The following is a 17,356-nucleotide window of genomic DNA, read 5'->3' as shown; positions in this document are numbered from 1 at the left end:
ATGTTTATTAACAACTTAGATCCTATAGCTTTTTCTGTAGGACCACTGTCTATACGCTGGTATGGACTGTTTTTCTCATTCGGTTTTATCCTTGGCTATATTATTATGCAGTTGTTTTTTAAACAGAAAAAATACAAAACCGAGGATCTGGATAAACTGCTGGTTTACATTTTTGCAGGTACAGTTATCGGAGCAAGACTTGCCCACTGTCTGATCTACGAACCAGACTTCTATCTGGCCCATCCGATTGAAATCCTGAAAATCTGGCAGGGAGGCCTTGCAAGTCATGGCGGCTCACTTGGTGTAGTTGTCGCAACACTGATTTTCCTGCGCAAAAACAAGTATAAGTTCTTTGAGCTTGGAGACATGCTATGTGTTCCAATCGCACTTGTCTGCTCACTCATCCGTATTGGTAATTATTTCAACTCAGAGATTCTTGGAAATCCAACTAATGCGGATTTCGGTGTAATCTTTGTAAGACTTGGTGAAACCTTCCCTCGTCATCCGGCACAGCTTTATGAGGCTGCAGCCTACTTCACCGTATTTCTGATCCTTATGGCGCTGTATCTGTTTGTAAAGAACAGACCGGACGGACTGCTTGTAGGTCTGCTTCTAACCCTGACCTTCACTGCAAGAATGGCTATCGAACCATTCAAGGTTGAACAGGCAGACTACTCAACAAATGCAATATTCAACGTAGGACAGCTCCTGTCAATTCCATTTATTGTGGTTGGAATAGCTGTAATTATCTACGCTGTGAAAAAGAATTCAAAACTAAAGAAAGGTATCTAAAAATGTCATTAGAAATCGTAATTCTTGCTGCTGGCAAAGGTAAGAGAATGCACTCAGCGCTACCTAAGGTGTTACACAGGGTAGCCAACAGACCTATGCTTGAACATGTAATCAGAACCTCTGCAGAGTTAAATCCTAAGGCAATTCATGTAGTTATCGGACATATGGCAGAGAAAGTCGAGCAGATGCTGAACGACCTGCCAGAAGAGTTAAGAAAACTTGTAACCATCTCTGTACAGGAAGAGCAGCTGGGAACAGGTCATGCTGTAAACTGTGCAATGCCTAAGGTTGCAGATGATTCTGACGTTCTGGTTCTGTACGGTGATACCCCACTTACACCAGCTGACCTGCTAAAGGATCTTATCGCCTCACTTGCAGGAAATGAGCTTAGTGTATTAAGTGCAATTGCGCCAAATCCATATGGCTACGGCAGAATTATCCGTGGTTCAGACAATAAGCTTAAGGCTATTGTTGAGGAAAAGGATGCAACTGACGAGCAGAGAAAGATTGATGAGGTAAATACCGGCATGATCGTCTGCAAGGCATCTGTTCTGAAGGAATATCTGCCTAAGCTGAAGAACAACAATGCTCAGGGTGAATACTACCTGACAGATTTATCAGGCCAGCTTTCATCAGAGGGCAAGGCTGTAAACATTCTGATTGCCCCTGATTTTGACATTCTCTCAGGTGTAAACTCAAAGCCACAGCTTGCTTTTGTTGAGAGACTTTACCAGAAAAATCAGGCAGATAAGCTGATGGTTGCAGGTGTAACCCTGGCTGATCCACAGCGTATTGATGTACGCGGTGAACTTACCTGCGGTGAAGATGTATTCATCGACATCAACTGTATTTTTGAGGGTAAGGTTGTTCTTGGAAACAACGTTAAGATCTGCGCCGGCTGTGTAATCAAGAACTGTACAATCGGAGACAACTCAGTAATCTCTCCATATTCTGTTCTTGAGGATTCAGAGATTAAAAAGGCTGCTACCATCGGACCTTTTGCAAGACTGCGTCCTGGTAATGTACTTGAGGATAATGTACACGTTGGAAACTTCGTTGAGTGTAAGAAAGCGCATCTTGGAGTTGGAACCAAGGCAGGACATCTGTCATACCTGGGTGATGCAGAGATTGGTAAGGACGTTAACATCGGTGCCGGTACCATCACCTGTAATTATGATGGAGCAAACAAGTTCAAGACTGTAATCGGTGATGATGTTTTCGTTGGATCTGATACTCAGCTGGTTGCACCTGTTACAGTAAAGAACGGCGTTACCATCGGAGCAGGTACAACCGTAACCCGCAGAATAAAGGCTAACGAAGGCGCTCTGATTATCACCCGAGCTCAGGCAACTGTTATCGATAATTACCCAAGACCACACAAGTAATCCGGGTAATTATGCTGCAATGCACTCTGACGGCACATAGCTCTGTGCCTCATGAGTGCATTTTTTTTCATATGTTAATCCCTGGAATTGCTAGTTTAATAGGTTATACAACGTCCTTCAGAAAAAACAGGCTTCTTTCCGTACATATAGCAACTTTTTATCTGCTAAATAATCACTTTTTTCTGCTAAAATACCAAGCTGATCACGAAATAATGTTTAAAGGATAAAAAATATATGTGCGGAATTGTCGGTGCTATTGCTCAGCGTAACGTATCTCAGATTCTTCTGGAAGGACTGTCAAGACTTGAATATCGTGGATATGACAGTGCAGGAATCTGTACCATCAGTGATGGAGAGCAGCATTGCATCAAGACCACCGGAAAGGTTAAGAATCTTAAGGAAGCTGTAAAGGAAAAAGGCTGTCCGGGATTTATCGGTATCGCACACACCAGATGGGCAACCCACGGTATCCCATCAGAGACAAATGCCCATCCTCACATCTGTGAGAACCTGGCACTGGTTCACAACGGTATTATTGAGAATTTTGCCTCACTTAAGGAAGATTTACTAAAGCAGGGCTATCAGTTCAAGTCACAGACTGACACTGAGGTTCTGGTATGTCTGATTCACAGTCATTTAAAGAACAGCTCTTCAGTTTTTGAAGCTTTCAAGAAGGCTTTAAAGGAAGTTAAGGGTTCATTCGGCCTTGCACTAATCGACAAGAACGATCCTGATACTCTGTACGCAGCCCGCTCAGGCTCACCTCTTATTATCGGTCTTGGTATCGGTGAAAACTTCATCGCTTCAGATACCCTGGCACTGCTGCCTGTAACCCGCAGATTCATTTATCTTGAGGAAAATGAGCTTGCAGTTCTGACCACCGAAGAGGTTAATGTATACGATCTTGAGGGCAATAAGCTTGAAAAGCAGATCGTAGAATCAGATCTTGATGCAGAAAGTATTTCAAAGGGTAAGTTCCGTCACTTCATGCAGAAAGAGATTTATGAGCAGCCTCAGTCTTTAAGAAACACTCTTTTAGGCAGATTAAACGGCGATGATATCTCTCTGGAAACTGTTGTCGGCGCAGATGAGAATACCTTCCGCAACATCAGCAGTATTCAGATTGTAGCCTGCGGTACCTCATATCATGCAGGTCTTGTAGGCAGATACTGGCTTGAAGAGTTAACCGGAATTGCAACAAATGTTGAGATTGCCTCAGAGTACCGCTACAGAAAAGCTGTTGTAAGAGACAACAGTCTGTTCATTACAATCTCTCAGTCAGGTGAAACCGCTGATACTCTGGCATCATTAAGACTTGCAAAAGAACAGAACTACAGCAAAACTCTATCAATCTGCAATGTTAACGGTTCATCTCTGGTTCGCGAATCGGACTTTACTCTGTTTACAAAGGCAGGCGCAGAAATCGGTGTAGCTTCAACCAAGGCTTTCACAACACAGCTGCTGTCACTTCTGATCCTTGCCCTGATTATCGGCAAGCAGAACGGTTCTATCAGTGCAGAGAAGAATCACGAAATTATTGAAGCAATCCGCAAGCTGCCTTCACTTGCAGAGGAATTCCTCTCATGTGACAAGCTGATTGCAACTCTTTCAGAGCAGTTCTCAGGCAAACGTCACTGTCTGTTCCTGGGACGTGGAGTTATGTTCCCAATTGCTCTTGAAGGTGCATTAAAGCTAAAGGAAATCAGTTATATCCATGCTGAAGGCTACGCTGCCGGAGAATTGAAGCATGGACCAATCGCCCTGATTGATAAGGAAATGCCTGTTGTCGTTGTTGCTCCAGATAACTCACTGATGGATAAGTTAATCTCCAATGTTGAAGAAGTCAGAGCACGTGGAGCACAGCTTTATATCTTTAAGTCTGGCAATACAGTTATCAAGTCAGATGGACAGACCAATATGCTGTCACTTCCTGACTGTCCTGAGATCCTGCAGCCAATTTTATTTACAATTCCTCTGCAGTTACTGTCATATCACTGTGCTGTAATTAACGGTACAGATGTTGATCAGCCTCGTAATCTGGCTAAATCAGTAACCGTAGAATAATTTATATAATTAAAATTTTATAGGCCTTCCCTCATTCTGCTTGATCGAAGGCCAATGTTTTTTTAGATAAGAACACAACATCAGAATCCTTATGAACAATCAGGTCTCTCTAAAATGGGCACTTCCATATGCTGTTGTCGGCATCGGCCGTGATGCAGTCTATATGTTTGTGCTGTCCTTTTACTATCTGTATCTGACAACTGTACTGGATATTTCTCCTGTATATATTGTTCCAATCTTCCTGATTGTTAAGTTCATTGAGCTGATAAAAGAACCATTTATCGGTATGCTTATTGATTTATGCGCCGATATCTTTAAGTACAACAAGTTCAGAATGACAATACTGGCAGGAGGCATCATTAATGCTGCAATCCTGATTCAGATGTTTGACATTCCAAGCATGAATTCATCAGTACAGATTATTTATGCTATCTTCATGTACATCGCATGGTCTCTTTCATTCTCAATGCTTGATATCCCTTCTTGGTCATTAACATCTATTTTCGGTTCAGATCATAGAACACGCGAAATTATATGTGGACTAGGTCGAGGTTCAGCTGTACTGGGATTCTGTTTAACACTGGTTCTGACCTACGCTTTTTTCTATGAGGACCAGGGGCTCCCTACACATATTTTTTCTTCAATGGAAGCCGACAGTTTTAGAACAGCTTCATGGTATATTGCTGCAACAATTTTCCTGAGTTCCATTATTTTTGCCAGCTTCTTTACCATGGAAGAACCAGAGAGAAAGGTAGTTAAAGCAAAAAATGCCACAGCAACCTTCTTCGGTAATGATCAGCTGATGATTATTTTCTTCCTGACTCTTCTGCAGCAGATGTGTCTGTGTGTTTTTGTCGGATACCAGAACTACTTTGCTATTACCATTCAGGATGTTCCATCTGACAACGATATTCTGTTCTTTATCCAGATTCCTTGGCTGGTAGTAAGCCTTCTAACTTATACTTTTTTTCATCTGATAATTAAGTACACGTCCCGCAAGCAGATTTTTATATTCTCTACCTTGTTGATTCTGCTGTCATTTTTAACACTGTATGCAATGCACAGCACATCAAGACTAAACATGCTGTCACTGAGTTTCCTTATGTGTCTGTTATCACTTGGATTCTGTCTTTCTCAGGCATCAACCACAGTTATGACAGCAGACTGCATCGATTATGGAGAATTCAAATTCGGTTGTCGTTCTGAGTGTATGAATTTCTCAATTCAGATAATGTCAGCAAAATTCGGTTCTCTGTTTGCAATGGTATTTGCTGCACAGGGATCTTCTTATGCTTCACTGTTCACTTCAAAAGGACTTGATGAGAATCTATTTTTCAACTCAGTAAACATATGTACTCTTATAGTATGTGTCTGCAGCATAAGCATGATTGTGATATACGCGAACTACTATAAATTACATGGAAGTTTCTTTGAGAACATCCTGAATGCTATCAATCATTTTGGAAATAACAGAGATAATTCTGCAAAATCAAATATTAACACCATCAGATATGCTTTAGATGAGAATAGTGTTATCTATAATCTTAAAGCGCAGTCCGTTGATGAAATTATTCACGTACTAACAGACAGACTGTCACTTGTAAGAGCAATCAATTCAAAACATGATTTCCTAAATGCGATTAAAGCGAAAATGGATCAGAATCCTGCAGGTATTGCTCACGGAATTGCAATTCCACATGCAAGAGGAAGCTTTGTTAACCGTTCAGCTATTGCTGTAGCATCACTATCAAAACCAATCAACTGTGGAGCTCTGGATAACAAGCCTTGTGATCTGTTCTTCCTGATTGCTGTTCCTGATGATGGAAATTCCCATATCAGTATTCTTGCAAACCTATCTCTTATGCTGAGCGAACCTGGATTTGCAGATAAGTTAAGACGAGCAGGATCAAGTGAGGAGATTACCAAGAGACTGATCCTTTGCGAGAAAAAGCTATTTAAATAACTTTTGAAGAGTATAAGTAATTTGTAATTAAATTTAACCTTACCATAAATTATGCAAAACAGAATTATTAAACTAATCGGACTACTAATTCTTTCTACCTCATTCACTTCAGTACAGGCTACTGATGATATTCCTGAAGTATGTGGTGTGCCACAGGTTTACTCTGCTCTTGAAGGCGTCAGAGAATACTCTGAGATTACATTTAACAGCTATTTCGGCACAATGCAGGATATTGAGTCACGAGCCATTTACTATCGCGGTAAGTGCAACGTAATTATCACCAACGAGGAAAGATTACCTGCAAATCTAATCAAGGAAGGCAAGATTACTCAGAACAGTGTTGCAAGACTTGTAAAAGCACCTCTGATCCTCTGGTCCAACAACAGATTCCTTCTAAAGGACAACATCAACGTTATCGTAAAAAAGAAACTTAAGTCACTGGCAATTCCAAAGGACAGCCTGACTACAGTTGGATTCGCTGCAACAGAAGTAGTAAAAAGAAAGGATTTCCCTTCAGAGTATCTAAAAAAGAAGAATTCAATCTATCGTGCAGAGCATGAATACCAGATCTACTCTTTACTGAAGAACAACAATATCCAGACTGGTTTCATAACCAAACCTCTGATTATGAAGAATGGAGAAGCTACCGGCTCATACTGGTATATTCCTCATGAGTACTATTCACCTATCTACTACTACATAATCAGCACAGATAAATCTGATAAGACACAGGAACTGTATAACTATATCAGGGGAAATAAAAAGAACCTGGCTGAGTTCTACAGCGCAGGTTTCGAGGCTCTTAACAACTAGTTACCACAGAAGTAGCAGTCAAAACGACAGGCTTTGCCGTCAACAAAGCTGCTTCTTCTGAGATTGAGCTCCAGTGGAGGCTCATTTGAAGGACGCTTAACCACAAGATGGTGTTTAGCCACTGTCAGAAGGAAATTCGCATACTCAGTGGTATCCTGATCAAAGCCAACAATCTCGTGAAATACTCTCATATCCTTTTTCACAAGAGCACTCTTGGTTCTCTGAGGAAACATAGGATCATAGTAAATAACATCAGGCTCAGGCAGTTTCTCGCCATTCTTCAGCTGTTCAGCAACAGAGCCTAATGATGTCAGATGTGGCAGTCCGTTTTTCAGAGAGGACAGAATCTCAGTATTATTCTCAGCATGAGTCATGGCTGATTTAAGAAGCAGCCAGATAACAGGATTACGCTCAAACATATAAACCTGACAGCCGGCTGACTGTAGAATGATACTCTCACGACCAAGTCCTGCGGTAGCATCAAACACTAAAGGCTTTACTGTTTTTCCGATTACAGCTCGACACACAGCCTCTGAGTTTTTGCCGCTATGAGCTAGTCTCCACAGAAGCTTGTCTCTGAACAGATCAATCTCAAAATCCAGAGGAGTAATCGAATCATCAGAGAGCTCAAGTACAATCTTCTGCCCGACCTTTAAAAGAAGCTCATTCTCAAACTTAAGAGAATGCCTGTCTATATAGGACATTACATCCAAAGCGGCATCTTTAAACGGAGAATTATCTTCAATCTGGATCTTTAGCATGGGCGAAACTTTTTAATTGCGGTATCAAAATCAGGCTTTACACCTCTCCACAGTTCAAAACTCAGGATGGCCTGCCCTATCAGCATACCAAATCCGTCATTAACATTCTGAACATTCAGAGATAAAGCCTTCTCGGTAAAGGCAGTCTTAGCTGTTTTAGAATACATTAAATCATAAACAGCCTTAGCTCCTGCTATTATCTCATCTTTTACCGGAGGTACATCACCGCTTAATGAAGATGATGAGGCATTAATAATAAGATCAAAAGAGCCTTCAAGCTCATCAAATCCACAGCCTTTAACCTTCTGTGGATATACAGAAGCCAGAGCCTGAGCCTTGGAAACTGTTCTGTTGGCAATCACAATCTCTTTAGGATCTTCATTGATAATTGGAAGCATGATACCCTTGGCAGCACCGCCTGCACCGATAATCAGAATTCTTGCTCCTGCAAGAGGACAGGAAAGTCTTTTTAAATCATAGACTAATCCGCGTCCATCGGTGTTATCTCCATAAATGGAACCGTCTTCCATTACCTTGAGGGTATTAACTGCACCAGCAGCCTTTGCATAATCGCTTAGGCTATCGGCCAGCTTATAGGCATCAAGTTTACATGGGACTGTTACATTACAGCCTCGACCGCCACTTTTGAAAAAATCCCTTACAGTTTTCTCAAAAGTACCGGTTTCAACCAGGATTCTGCCGTAGGTTAAATCCTGACTGGTCTTTTCAGCGAAAAACTCGTGCAGAAGAGGAGACATCGAATGTTCTATCGGATTTCCAAGGACAGCATATTTATCGGTATTACTCATCTTTGCACCTTATTGATTTGTAAGATTATTTTATCTTTGCTAGTTTTTCTTCCCACATAGGGCCCGGTCTTATAAGGGTGTGGGTCAATGTATTGTAGATTGAAGTTGAAGCTGACAGACCTCCGCAAGGAAGAGTCAGTACCAGATCAACATTGTCTGTTATACGGGGATCAAGCGAATCAATATCAGTTGTTGGATCTTCTCCGGAGATATTGGCACTTGTCGAGACAATAGGAGTCTTTGCCTGCAGACAGATCTCAGCAAACGGTCTGAAGGCTGAAATTCTTACACCTGCAGTGTGATCGTCCCTTACAGCTGCATTTCTAAATTCGTCGATCACAGGCACAACAAAAGTATGAGGACCAGGCCACATTCCATCCATAATAGCCATAGCCTTGGCATCTACTCTTGAAGTATCAAGATATTCCCTGAGGTATTCAAGAGAACTGTCAACAATGATCAGTCCCTTTGTTGAACTTCTATGTTTTATGGCAATAATTCTTTTAACTGCCGCCTCATTCAGAACAGAGCAGCTTATCCCGTATACACCTTCGGAAGGGCAGACGATTACACCACCATCAGCAATAACTGAAGCTGCCTGTTCAATACTGTCAGTAAATATAGTAGACATTACAGATTTACAAGTTTTTCCTGAAGTTTCTGATCTTTCTTCATGACTTCTTCGCTAGCTGCCTTTCTATCAGCCTTAACCTTGGCATCAATCTCAGGATCGGTTAAAGCAATAATCTGAGCAGCAAGATAAGCTGCATTCTTGGCACCAGCCTTTCCTACTGCAACTGTTGCTACAGGGATTCCGCCTGGCATCTGAACAGTTGAGTAAAGAGCATCGATTCCACTTAGAGGACCGCCATCACAAGGAATACCAATTACAGGTCTGGTAGTTCTGGCAGCAATTGCACCTGCAAGATGAGCAGCAAGACCTGCTGCACCGATAAATACTGCACAGCCTCTCTTCTCTGCATCTGCAACGTATGAAGATACAACATCTGGGGTACGGTGAGCTGATGCAACTCTTGCCTCATAGCGGATACCAAAGCCCTTTAGAATTGCCATGGTATTCTCAAGTAAAGGTAAATCAGAGTCAGAGCCCATAATAATTGATACAAAAGCGTTAGACATCAGTGAAATCTCCTAAAAAAACTCTGTGAATTGTATCACGCTTAAGAGTTAGGACGAACGATTATATGCTTACGTTTCTTTCTGCTCTCACATAGAGCATTTGCACAGACGAGACCTATACCTCTTTTAAACTTCTTTTCAAACATCAGAGGAAAGGAACAGTACTCACATACTCTTTCCACTGGCTTGCCAGGTGTTGAAAACTTGCAGTCAGGGAAATTACCGCAGGCATAGAAAACACGTCCGGAACGCAGTGTTCTCTGATGCAGTTCGCTCTTCTTACAGACCGGACATTGAATCTTTATGCTTTCCTGAGGATTATGTACATAGTTACACTCAGGATAATTTGAGCAGCCAATGAAAATACCGAAACGGCCTTTCTTGACCAAAAGCGGTTCACCGCAGGATGGACAGGGGGCTCCAACCTCACCTAGAGTAATAACAGAATGCGATACAGCTACAGGCTTTAAGAATGAACAGGACGGATAATCTGAGCAGCCTAGAAAATCACCGTGATTGGAATGTCTTAAAACCAGAGTCTGACCGCATAAAGGACAGGCATCTCCCTCCTTTAAATGCTCGTACTGAGAATAATCTTTCATGGCGGACATTTTACTACTTTAAATACAGCAGAATTATCTTTCGCTGCAAATAGTTATATTTATGGCCCGAAGAGCTTAAATAACTATCACATATATCAGCATTTTTTCATGATAGCGAATTCTTTTTTCAGGAGAATCTCTGAAAACGCGCAAAATATACGATTCAATGGTAAAATTAGCGCGATTATTTTCTCTAACTATATTGTTTTGTTTACGAAAAGAGAATTTTTAAGTTTGGATTACTCCTTTTGTTATACGGAGTATTTGTCTATTTAAAGGAATGACAATGGCTATTCGCGAAGTAATTACTTATCCAGATGATACATTAAGAAAACCTTGCACAGAGGTTACAGAATTCAACGATGAGCTTAAGACTCTTACCGATGACATGTTCGATACCATGTACGAGTTTGAGGGTATCGGTCTTGCAGGTCCTCAGATCGGTGTAAACAAACGAATTGTAGTTATTGATATCCCTGAGGAGGACGGTTCACAGGGAAACAACAAGCTGGTTATCATCAACCCTGTAATCAAGAAGCTTGAGGGTGAAAAGGTAGAATCTCAGGAAGGTTGTCTGAGTGTTCCTGGCTATCAGGATACAGTTGAAAGATTTGAGAGAGCTACCGTTGAGTATCAGGATCTTCAGGGCAACCACTGCGTTTTTGACAACGTAGACGGTCTGTTCGCAATCTGTCTGCAGCACGAAATTGATCATCTCGAAGGAAAGCTTTTCATTGATAAGCTATCAAGACTGAAAAGAGATCGTCTGAAAAAGAAGTTTGAAAAAATCAAGAAAGAACAAAGAGCTGCTGCAGAGTAAATAAAGAATATGGATAAAAGAATTATTTTTGCAGGTACTCCTGACTTCGCAGCAATCCATCTTCAGGAGCTGCTGAAGGCTGGAATCAGACCGGTAGCTGTATACACACAGCCAGACCGTCCTGCAGGTCGCGGTCACAAACTATGTCCATCCGATGTAAAGAAGGTTGCACTTGAGGCTGGACTTGATGTCTATACTCCTGTCAACTTCAAAAATGAGGATGACATCAGACAGTTTGAATCATTAAATGCAGACCTGTGCATCGTTGTAGCCTATGGAATTATTCTTCCACAGAGAATTCTTGATGCGCCAAAGCTGGGATGTATCAATGTTCACGGCTCAATTCTTCCTAAATACAGAGGTGCAGCTCCAATTCAGAGAGCCCTTCTTGACGGAGAGGAGGAGACTGGTGTATCAATCATGAAGATCGGTCTTAAGCTTGATGCTGGTGACGTATTTAAGATTGCTACAACAAAAATCACTGACGAGGATACCTCAGGTACACTGTTCGATCGCCTTGCCGCTCTTGGAGCATCAACACTGATTGATATACTGCCATCAGTTCTTGACGGAACAGCTGTTGCTACACCTCAGGATGAGTCCAAGGTTACCTATGCAGCAAAGATTTCAAAAGAGGAATCTGCTGTTAACTTTAATCAGGATGCAAAGGCAGTAAGCCGTCTTATCAGAGGCTTAAACCCATGGCCTGTTGCTACCTCAACCTTAAATGACGTCAAATACAAACTTTTTGATACAGCTGTTATCAATGAAGATTGCAACCTTGAACCAGGCAGTATTGTCAGCGTGGATAAAGAGGGTATCAATGTTGCCTGCGCCCATGGCCAGATTAAACTCATAACTATTCAGGCTCCAGGAAAGGGCCCTGTTAAGGCAGCTGATATTGCAAGATCAAAGAAAGATGTTTTTAGTATAGGAAATAGATTTGTCTGATATTCAAAGAAAAGGACCATACAAGTCACGTCCTTCAAATACAAAACGTAAGCCTTCTTTTTCTAAGCCGGTTATTGCATCAGGTTCTCAGTCAAGAGCCGCAGCAGCACTATGTGTTAATGCCGTCGAGGAAGGTAACTCTTTAAGTACAGCTTTACCTATGTATACAAAGGATCTCGATGATAGAGACAGAGCCTTTGTACAGGAAATCGTATACGGAACACTGCGTCATAAGAGACTTCTGTCCACTACAGCATCAGAGCTTTTAGACAGAGGAATCAACCAGAGATTCAATCAGGTAAGAACACTTATAATCTGCGCCCTATACCAGATTATCTTTACCCGTTCACCAGCTCACGCTGTTGTTGCAGCAACTGTTGGCGCATGTGATTTAATCAAATGCAGAAAATTCACAGGTGTAGTTAACGCTGTTTTAAGAAGATTCCTGCGTGAGGGAGCTCATTTAATTCACAGTGCAGATCCATGTGTCGAACATTCATTCCCTAAATGGCTGTTTGATGAGCTGTCACAGACATACACTGCAGATGAAGTTATAGAGATCATGAAGAACTCAAATGTTCATCCTCCAATGTATCTGCGTGTAGAGAACTCAAAAATCTCAACAGAAGACTACTTAAAGTGCCTTGAGAAAAAAGAGATTGGAGCCACTGCAGTTGAACAGTGCCCTTCAGCAGTACTTCTTGATGAACCTGAGCACGTTTCAAGACTGCCTTATTTTGAGCAGGGCTATGTAGCGGTTCAGGACGTATCTGCCCAGATGGCAGCCCCTCTTTTAGCTCTCAAAGACGGCATGAGAGTACTGGATACCTGTGCTGCCCCAGGCGGAAAATCAGCTCATATTCTTGATTTGGCAAAGGATATTGAACTTATTTCCTGCGATATTGATGAAAAGAGACTTGAGGAAACCAAGCGCGGACTATCAAGACTTAACCGCAATCCAGAGCTAAGACAGATTGACGCATCCGAGTCTCTATCTTCACTGGAAGGCGAATTTGACCGTATTCTTGTGGACGCACCATGCTCAGGAACAGGTGTAATCAGAAGACATCCTGACATTAAGTGGCTTCGCAGACAGAAAGATATTGAGAAGCTTGTTGAAACACAGGCAAAAATTCTGGACAATGCCTTTGCCAAACTGAAAAAAGGTGGCATTCTTGTATATACCACCTGCTCAATTCTGAAAAGAGAAAATATTGAGCAAGTTAGAAGTTTTTTAACCCGCCATACTGATGCAAGACTTCTTCCATTTATAATGAATGGAAATGAAGTTGAAACATATCAGAGACTTCCGGGTGAATTAAACGCTGACGGATTCTTTTACGCAAGATTTATAAAAGAATAGTTTTTTATGAAGATCATTATATTAGGTTCCGGTGATGTAAGTTTAGAGCTTGCAAAGTACCTTGTTGACGCTGGCCATGCTGTGACCATTGCTGACACAGCTTCTGAGAAGCTGGCTGAGATTGCCAACCGAATTGATCTTCGTGTTGTTGTAGGCAATCCTGCATCACCTGAAACACTGCGTAAGGCAGGAGCCAAGAATACCGAGCTTCTGGTGGCAACAACCTCAGACGATGAAACCAATATCACTGCCTGTTCTGTTGCGCATTTCCTGTTTAAAACCACCAGAACCATCGCCCGACTGCGCGCTCATGACTACCTTGAAGAGAGAAATAATCTTTTTGGTAAGGACGGTATTCCAATTGATCACATTATCGCTACCGAGGATGAGGTCACAAAGATTATCAAAGCCAAGGTTGATTTTCCTGGAATCAACGCCTATGGGGCATTCTGTAACGGATCTCTGGTAGTTGTAAGTACCAAGGTTACTGCTGAAGGTAAACTATGCGGCAAGCTTGTAGCTGATTTCAACAAATTCGATGCTGCCGATGCTGTAGTTCTAGCTATCTACAGAAAAGATGAGAACGGCAGAGAAAAATACCTTACCAAGATGGAAAACGAGGTTTTCGTCGAGGGAGATGAGGTGTTCTACTGCTGTATCAAAGAGAACATCAAACATCATTTAAGAGCATTCAGAGCTCTGCCGGTTTCAAAGAGATACATCACCATCGCTGGCGGTACCCATATTGCTGACTACATGGCAAGAACACTGTCAGAGAACTATCGTATTAAACTTATCGAAGCTGATCCTCAGAGAGCGAAACGAACCGCAATCAATCTTCACAGTTCATCAGTTCAGGTTTTCAATGCTGATCCTACTGATATGGATTTCATCCTTGAGGAGAATCTGGACAAGACTGATCTGTATATTTCAGCTACCCCTTCTGATGAAACCAATATCATGTCATCACTGATTATGCGCAGAATGCATAACGTTGAAACAGCAGCTATTATCAAATCCGAAGGCTACCTGCAGCTATCTGACAATGAGCGAAGCGAAATCGGAACCGTAATTCTTCCAAAGGAATCAATTATTTCCGCTATGCTTACCTCAATCAGACAGGAAGGTGTGGAATCGGTAAGTCTTTTCAGACAGGGAAAGGCAGAGGCCATAGAGTTTATTCTTGAGGGCTCAAAGTCAAGCTCAAAGATTATCGGCAAGAAGTTTTCCGATTTAAATCTGCCAAAGGGTGTTACTCTTGGTCTTGTTAAGAGAGAAAGAAAGTTTGTACGTATTGATGATTCCTTTGTTTTTGAGCCTAAGGATCATCTGATTGCATTCCTGGACGATCATACTCAGATGCGTAAACTGGTTAAAATGTTCAGACCTGATTCATTCTGGATTCCATCGTGGTTGTAGATTTCAGACTGGTAGCAAAGCTACTTACCCCGGCATTATTCGTCTTCGGACTGGTTACATTCATTCCGGCGATATATGCACATATCAATGAGGCAAGAGGAGGAACAGCCTTTTACTTCACAGGCGGTCTCAGTATTTTTATCAGTTTTATTTTCTATCTGATCGGTAAAAAGGCAGGACAGTATCCTTCGCTTCGAGTGCTGTTCCTATTCACAACCTCTCTATGGGTTATTGTGTCCTTAATCTCTGCGATTCCTTTTTACTTTGATCTTCCTGATATCAACGTCTACAAAGCAATTTTTGAATCCTGTTCTGCCCTGTCAACAACAGGCTCAACAGTAATCACCCATCTTGATTCAAGACCAAATGCCATTCTTTTATGGAGAGCTATTCTGCAGTATGTAGGAGGCGTAGGATTCGTGGCTTTGGCGGTTATTATTCTTCCAATCTCAGCAATGGGTGGTATGAGTATTTTCCGTACAGAATCAAGCTCTTTTGATGATTCAGCAAAATATACTCCCCATATCAAGATTATGGCTCTGTCACTTATCATCTGGTACATTGCTATTTTAGGTCTGTGTACCTTCCTGTATGTGGTTGGCGGATTCGATCTGTTCAGAGCTGTAACCACAGCCATGAGTACAGTGGCTACCGGAGGTATGACTCCAACTGATATGTCAATGAACGGAACTTCACCTTTCATTCAGTACACAGCCATCATCTTCATGTTCATATCAAGCTGTCCATTCATGCTGATTCTGTCATCGCTTGCAGGAAACTATCTGCAGTTCTTCAAAGATCAGCAGGTCAGAGGTTTTCTGCTTATCAATCTGATTATTGCAACAAGTGTTGCTATCTCATTGATATTCAAGAATGATTACAGTATTGAGAAAGCATTTAGAATATCATTGTTTAACGTGGTAGCTATTACCTCAACAACAGGCTTCGCACTTGAGGACTTCACTTTATGGAATCACTTTGCTTCCATGGCATTCCTCTTTATTCTGGCCATCGGCGGCTGTTCAGGTTCAACATCAGGCGGTATCAAGACCTTCCGTCTGCAGATCTGCTATTCAATGTACAAGACACAGCTGTTAAAACTGATCCATCCACATATTGTCAGTGAGCCAAGATTTAAGGGCAAGGTAATCGATCCTGGTACCTTATCTGCAGTTATTACCTATATGGTGTCATACATCGCCTTTCTGGCAGTATCTTCAGTTATCGCCTCAATTTTAGGTCTTGACCTTGGTGACTCAGTAACAGCAACCATATCATGTCTTTCAAACATTGGACCTGCAATGGGTACAACTCTGAACCCATCAACAAACTTCAGTCAGATTTCAGATTCATTATGTCTGCTTTTCAGCTGTGACATGATTCTAGGACGTCTTGAGATTCTGCCGGTACTGCTGTGCTTTACAAGAATCTTCTATAAGCAGTAATAAAAAAAACAGCACTGTTTGTTAAATACAAAACGTTCAGTGCTGTTTCTAGTGTTATGTTCTTCGGATTTCTAGTAGTAAACCCAGAAATCAACAATCAGAATAATGATCCATGCAATATTGTGAATAGCGCAGCCGATAAGACTGAATTTACGCTCCTTTGCTACCTTTGAGCCATCTTCACAGTGAATAAAGGCTCTGTAGGTTGAAGCTAAAAGAGGTATAAGCGCAATAACCAGGATTGAACACTCCCAAAGCTTGTGGGAAGTCAGACAAGCGCCTAATGATAGCAATGCTGATACCACAAACATGGTTACAAGATAGATACCGGAAAGTCTGTGACCAAGTCTTGCAGCAACAGTCTTCTTACCGTTTAGACGGTCCTCATCGATATCTCGCATAGCAGACACATGCAGAATCATTACGGAGTGAATACCGATAGCACAAGCAAGATATATAGAGTCTGGGAATATGTCCACTGGCTGACCGCTTGCGCCAAGAACCAGAAGCTGAGAACCTATTACTGCGGCAAGGCCGAAAAAGATAAATACGGCAATATCACCAAAGCCCTTATAGCCATAGGCAAAACCAATGGTATAGAAAATCGCTGCCAGAATTGCAAACACACCAAGGAAGGCAAACCAGGCCAGGGCCTGAAGATTGCTTCCAAGACACATGTAGATTGCAAGAATACCGCAGATTGTTGCTGCAACAGTTACAGTTCCCATGGCTTTTCTCAGCTGTGTAAGCGAGATGGAGCCAATCATTACAGCACGGATTGGACCTAATCGGTTAGGTCCATCTGCCTCCTTGAGGGCATCACCATAGTCATCTGCGAAATTACTTAGAATCTGAAGCAGAACACCGGTTGTAACAATAAGTACAGATGCAATTATGGTGTAAAGAGAGACTACGCCGTAGTAGCAGCCTAAGGCACAGCCGACAGAACAGTTTGTTAAAGACAATAAAAGAGATTTGATACGTAATTCAGTAATCCAGTCTGACATCATAAGATACTCAAATTTAACA

At 41.8% G+C, this 17,356-nt stretch carries 16 protein-coding genes; 10 read left to right on the top strand and 6 right to left on the bottom strand.

Annotation, left to right across the window (positions count from 1 at the left end; genetic code table 11):
* The 5 genes from lgt to B5D46_RS01180 all read left to right on the top strand — a co-directional run bounded on the left by lgt (position 1) and on the right by B5D46_RS01180 (position 7,017).
* Positions 1 to 792: a prolipoprotein diacylglyceryl transferase gene (lgt, locus tag B5D46_RS01200; protein ID WP_078927862.1), complete on the top strand. Its 792-nt coding sequence runs from the start codon at positions 1 to 3 to the stop codon at positions 790 to 792.
* 2 nt (positions 793 to 794) lie between these two features.
* The gene (gene glmU, locus B5D46_RS01195; protein ID WP_078927861.1) at positions 795 to 2,177 is read left to right on the top strand and encodes a bifunctional UDP-N-acetylglucosamine diphosphorylase/glucosamine-1-phosphate N-acetyltransferase GlmU; all 1,383 of its coding nucleotides are present in this window, start codon (positions 795 to 797) and stop codon (positions 2,175 to 2,177) included.
* A 234-nt stretch (positions 2,178 to 2,411) separates the two neighbouring features.
* Positions 2,412 to 4,241: a glutamine--fructose-6-phosphate transaminase (isomerizing) gene (gene glmS, locus B5D46_RS01190; RefSeq protein WP_078927860.1), complete on the top strand. Its 1,830-nt coding sequence runs from the start codon at positions 2,412 to 2,414 to the stop codon at positions 4,239 to 4,241.
* Between the two features lie 91 nt (positions 4,242 to 4,332).
* A complete protein-coding gene (locus B5D46_RS01185) occupies positions 4,333 to 6,204 on the top strand; it encodes an MFS transporter (RefSeq protein WP_078927859.1) in 1,872 nt (623 codons plus the stop codon).
* A 51-nt stretch (positions 6,205 to 6,255) separates the two neighbouring features.
* Entirely contained in the window at positions 6,256 to 7,017 is a 762-nt protein-coding gene (locus tag B5D46_RS01180; RefSeq protein WP_078927858.1) for a substrate-binding domain-containing protein, read from the top strand.
* Here B5D46_RS01180 and B5D46_RS01175 read toward each other — a convergent pair.
* Genes B5D46_RS01175 through B5D46_RS01155 form a run of 5 tightly spaced genes read right to left on the bottom strand, consistent with a single transcriptional unit; the run spans position 7,014 to position 10,338 of the window.
* Complete coding sequence (locus B5D46_RS01175) at positions 7,014 to 7,778, bottom strand: class I SAM-dependent methyltransferase (RefSeq protein ID WP_078927857.1); 765 nt, start codon at positions 7,776 to 7,778, stop codon at positions 7,014 to 7,016. The two genes, B5D46_RS01180 and B5D46_RS01175, sit on opposite strands and share 4 nt — an antisense overlap.
* A complete protein-coding gene (gene aroE, locus B5D46_RS01170) occupies positions 7,772 to 8,587 on the bottom strand; it encodes a shikimate dehydrogenase (RefSeq protein ID WP_078927856.1) in 816 nt (271 codons plus the stop codon). Before aroE ends, B5D46_RS01175 begins: the two co-directional genes overlap by 7 nt.
* Positions 8,588 to 8,612: 25 nt before the next feature.
* A complete protein-coding gene (locus tag B5D46_RS01165; protein WP_078927855.1) occupies positions 8,613 to 9,218 on the bottom strand; it encodes an L-threonylcarbamoyladenylate synthase in 606 nt (201 codons plus the stop codon).
* Complete coding sequence (gene purE / locus B5D46_RS01160) at positions 9,218 to 9,727, bottom strand: 5-(carboxyamino)imidazole ribonucleotide mutase (protein ID WP_078927854.1); 510 nt, start codon at positions 9,725 to 9,727, stop codon at positions 9,218 to 9,220. The genes B5D46_RS01165 and purE overlap by 1 nt, the downstream gene beginning before the upstream one ends.
* A gap of 41 nt (positions 9,728 to 9,768) precedes the next feature.
* The gene (locus B5D46_RS01155; RefSeq protein ID WP_051639289.1) at positions 9,769 to 10,338 is read right to left on the bottom strand and encodes a DNA topoisomerase family protein; all 570 of its coding nucleotides are present in this window, start codon (positions 10,336 to 10,338) and stop codon (positions 9,769 to 9,771) included.
* A gap of 277 nt (positions 10,339 to 10,615) precedes the next feature.
* Here B5D46_RS01155 and def point away from each other — a divergent pair, with 277 nt between their 5' ends.
* Genes def through B5D46_RS01130 form a run of 5 tightly spaced genes read left to right on the top strand, consistent with a single transcriptional unit; the run spans position 10,616 to position 16,327 of the window.
* Positions 10,616 to 11,149: a peptide deformylase gene (gene def / locus B5D46_RS01150; protein ID WP_078927853.1), complete on the top strand. Its 534-nt coding sequence runs from the start codon at positions 10,616 to 10,618 to the stop codon at positions 11,147 to 11,149.
* A 9-nt stretch (positions 11,150 to 11,158) separates the two neighbouring features.
* Positions 11,159 to 12,100, top strand: a complete 942-nt coding sequence (fmt, locus tag B5D46_RS01145; protein ID WP_031491493.1) for a methionyl-tRNA formyltransferase — start codon at positions 11,159 to 11,161, stop codon at positions 12,098 to 12,100.
* Positions 12,093 to 13,463: a 16S rRNA (cytosine(967)-C(5))-methyltransferase RsmB gene (gene rsmB, locus B5D46_RS01140; RefSeq protein ID WP_159442986.1), complete on the top strand. Its 1,371-nt coding sequence runs from the start codon at positions 12,093 to 12,095 to the stop codon at positions 13,461 to 13,463. Before fmt ends, rsmB begins: the two co-directional genes overlap by 8 nt.
* A 6-nt stretch (positions 13,464 to 13,469) precedes the next feature.
* On the top strand, positions 13,470 to 14,882 hold the full coding sequence (gene trkA, locus B5D46_RS01135; protein ID WP_078927851.1) for a Trk system potassium transporter TrkA: 1,413 nt from the start codon (positions 13,470 to 13,472) through the stop codon (positions 14,880 to 14,882).
* Positions 14,873 to 16,327 carry a TrkH family potassium uptake protein gene (locus B5D46_RS01130; protein ID WP_159442985.1) on the top strand — a complete coding sequence of 485 codons (1,455 nt, stop codon included), beginning with the start codon at positions 14,873 to 14,875 and terminating at the stop codon, positions 16,325 to 16,327. Before trkA ends, B5D46_RS01130 begins: the two co-directional genes overlap by 10 nt.
* 71 nt (positions 16,328 to 16,398) lie before the next feature.
* On the opposite strand, the gene menA is transcribed toward B5D46_RS01130, so the two are convergent.
* The gene (gene menA, locus B5D46_RS01125; protein ID WP_078927849.1) at positions 16,399 to 17,337 is read right to left on the bottom strand and encodes a 1,4-dihydroxy-2-naphthoate octaprenyltransferase; all 939 of its coding nucleotides are present in this window, start codon (positions 17,335 to 17,337) and stop codon (positions 16,399 to 16,401) included.
* Between the last annotated feature and the right edge of the window lie 19 nt (positions 17,338 to 17,356).

It is taken from the genome of Succinivibrio dextrinosolvens DSM 3072, from assembly GCF_900167015.1.
Classification (GTDB): Bacteria; Pseudomonadota; Gammaproteobacteria; order Enterobacterales; family Succinivibrionaceae; genus Succinivibrio; species Succinivibrio dextrinosolvens.
The sequence above is the reverse complement of the archived record's forward strand: the minus strand, read 5'-3'. Positions and strand labels throughout refer to the sequence as shown.

Excerpts from the sequence above, each read along its gene's own strand:
- fmt (WP_031491493.1), top strand. The coding sequence starts at position 11,159 with ATGGATAAAAGAATTATTTTTGCAGGTACTCCTGACTTCGCAGCAATC.
- menA (WP_078927849.1), bottom strand. The coding sequence starts at position 17,337 with ATGATGTCAGACTGGATTACTGAATTACGTATCAAATCTCTTTTATTG.
- purE (WP_078927854.1), bottom strand. The coding sequence starts at position 9,727 with ATGTCTAACGCTTTTGTATCAATTATTATGGGCTCTGACTCTGATTTA.
- def (WP_078927853.1), top strand. The coding sequence starts at position 10,616 with ATGGCTATTCGCGAAGTAATTACTTATCCAGATGATACATTAAGAAAA.
- glmU (WP_078927861.1), top strand. The coding sequence starts at position 795 with ATGTCATTAGAAATCGTAATTCTTGCTGCTGGCAAAGGTAAGAGAATG.
- aroE (WP_078927856.1), bottom strand. The coding sequence starts at position 8,587 with ATGAGTAATACCGATAAATATGCTGTCCTTGGAAATCCGATAGAACAT.
- B5D46_RS01165 (WP_078927855.1), bottom strand. The coding sequence starts at position 9,218 with ATGTCTACTATATTTACTGACAGTATTGAACAGGCAGCTTCAGTTATT.
- B5D46_RS01175 (WP_078927857.1), bottom strand. The coding sequence starts at position 7,778 with ATGCTAAAGATCCAGATTGAAGATAATTCTCCGTTTAAAGATGCCGCT.
- B5D46_RS01180 (WP_078927858.1), top strand. The coding sequence starts at position 6,256 with ATGCAAAACAGAATTATTAAACTAATCGGACTACTAATTCTTTCTACC.
- lgt (WP_078927862.1), top strand. The coding sequence starts at position 1 with ATGTTTATTAACAACTTAGATCCTATAGCTTTTTCTGTAGGACCACTG.
- B5D46_RS01185 (WP_078927859.1), top strand. The coding sequence starts at position 4,333 with ATGAACAATCAGGTCTCTCTAAAATGGGCACTTCCATATGCTGTTGTC.
- B5D46_RS01155 (WP_051639289.1), bottom strand. The coding sequence starts at position 10,338 with ATGTCCGCCATGAAAGATTATTCTCAGTACGAGCATTTAAAGGAGGGA.
- glmS (WP_078927860.1), top strand. The coding sequence starts at position 2,412 with ATGTGCGGAATTGTCGGTGCTATTGCTCAGCGTAACGTATCTCAGATT.
- trkA (WP_078927851.1), top strand. The coding sequence starts at position 13,470 with ATGAAGATCATTATATTAGGTTCCGGTGATGTAAGTTTAGAGCTTGCA.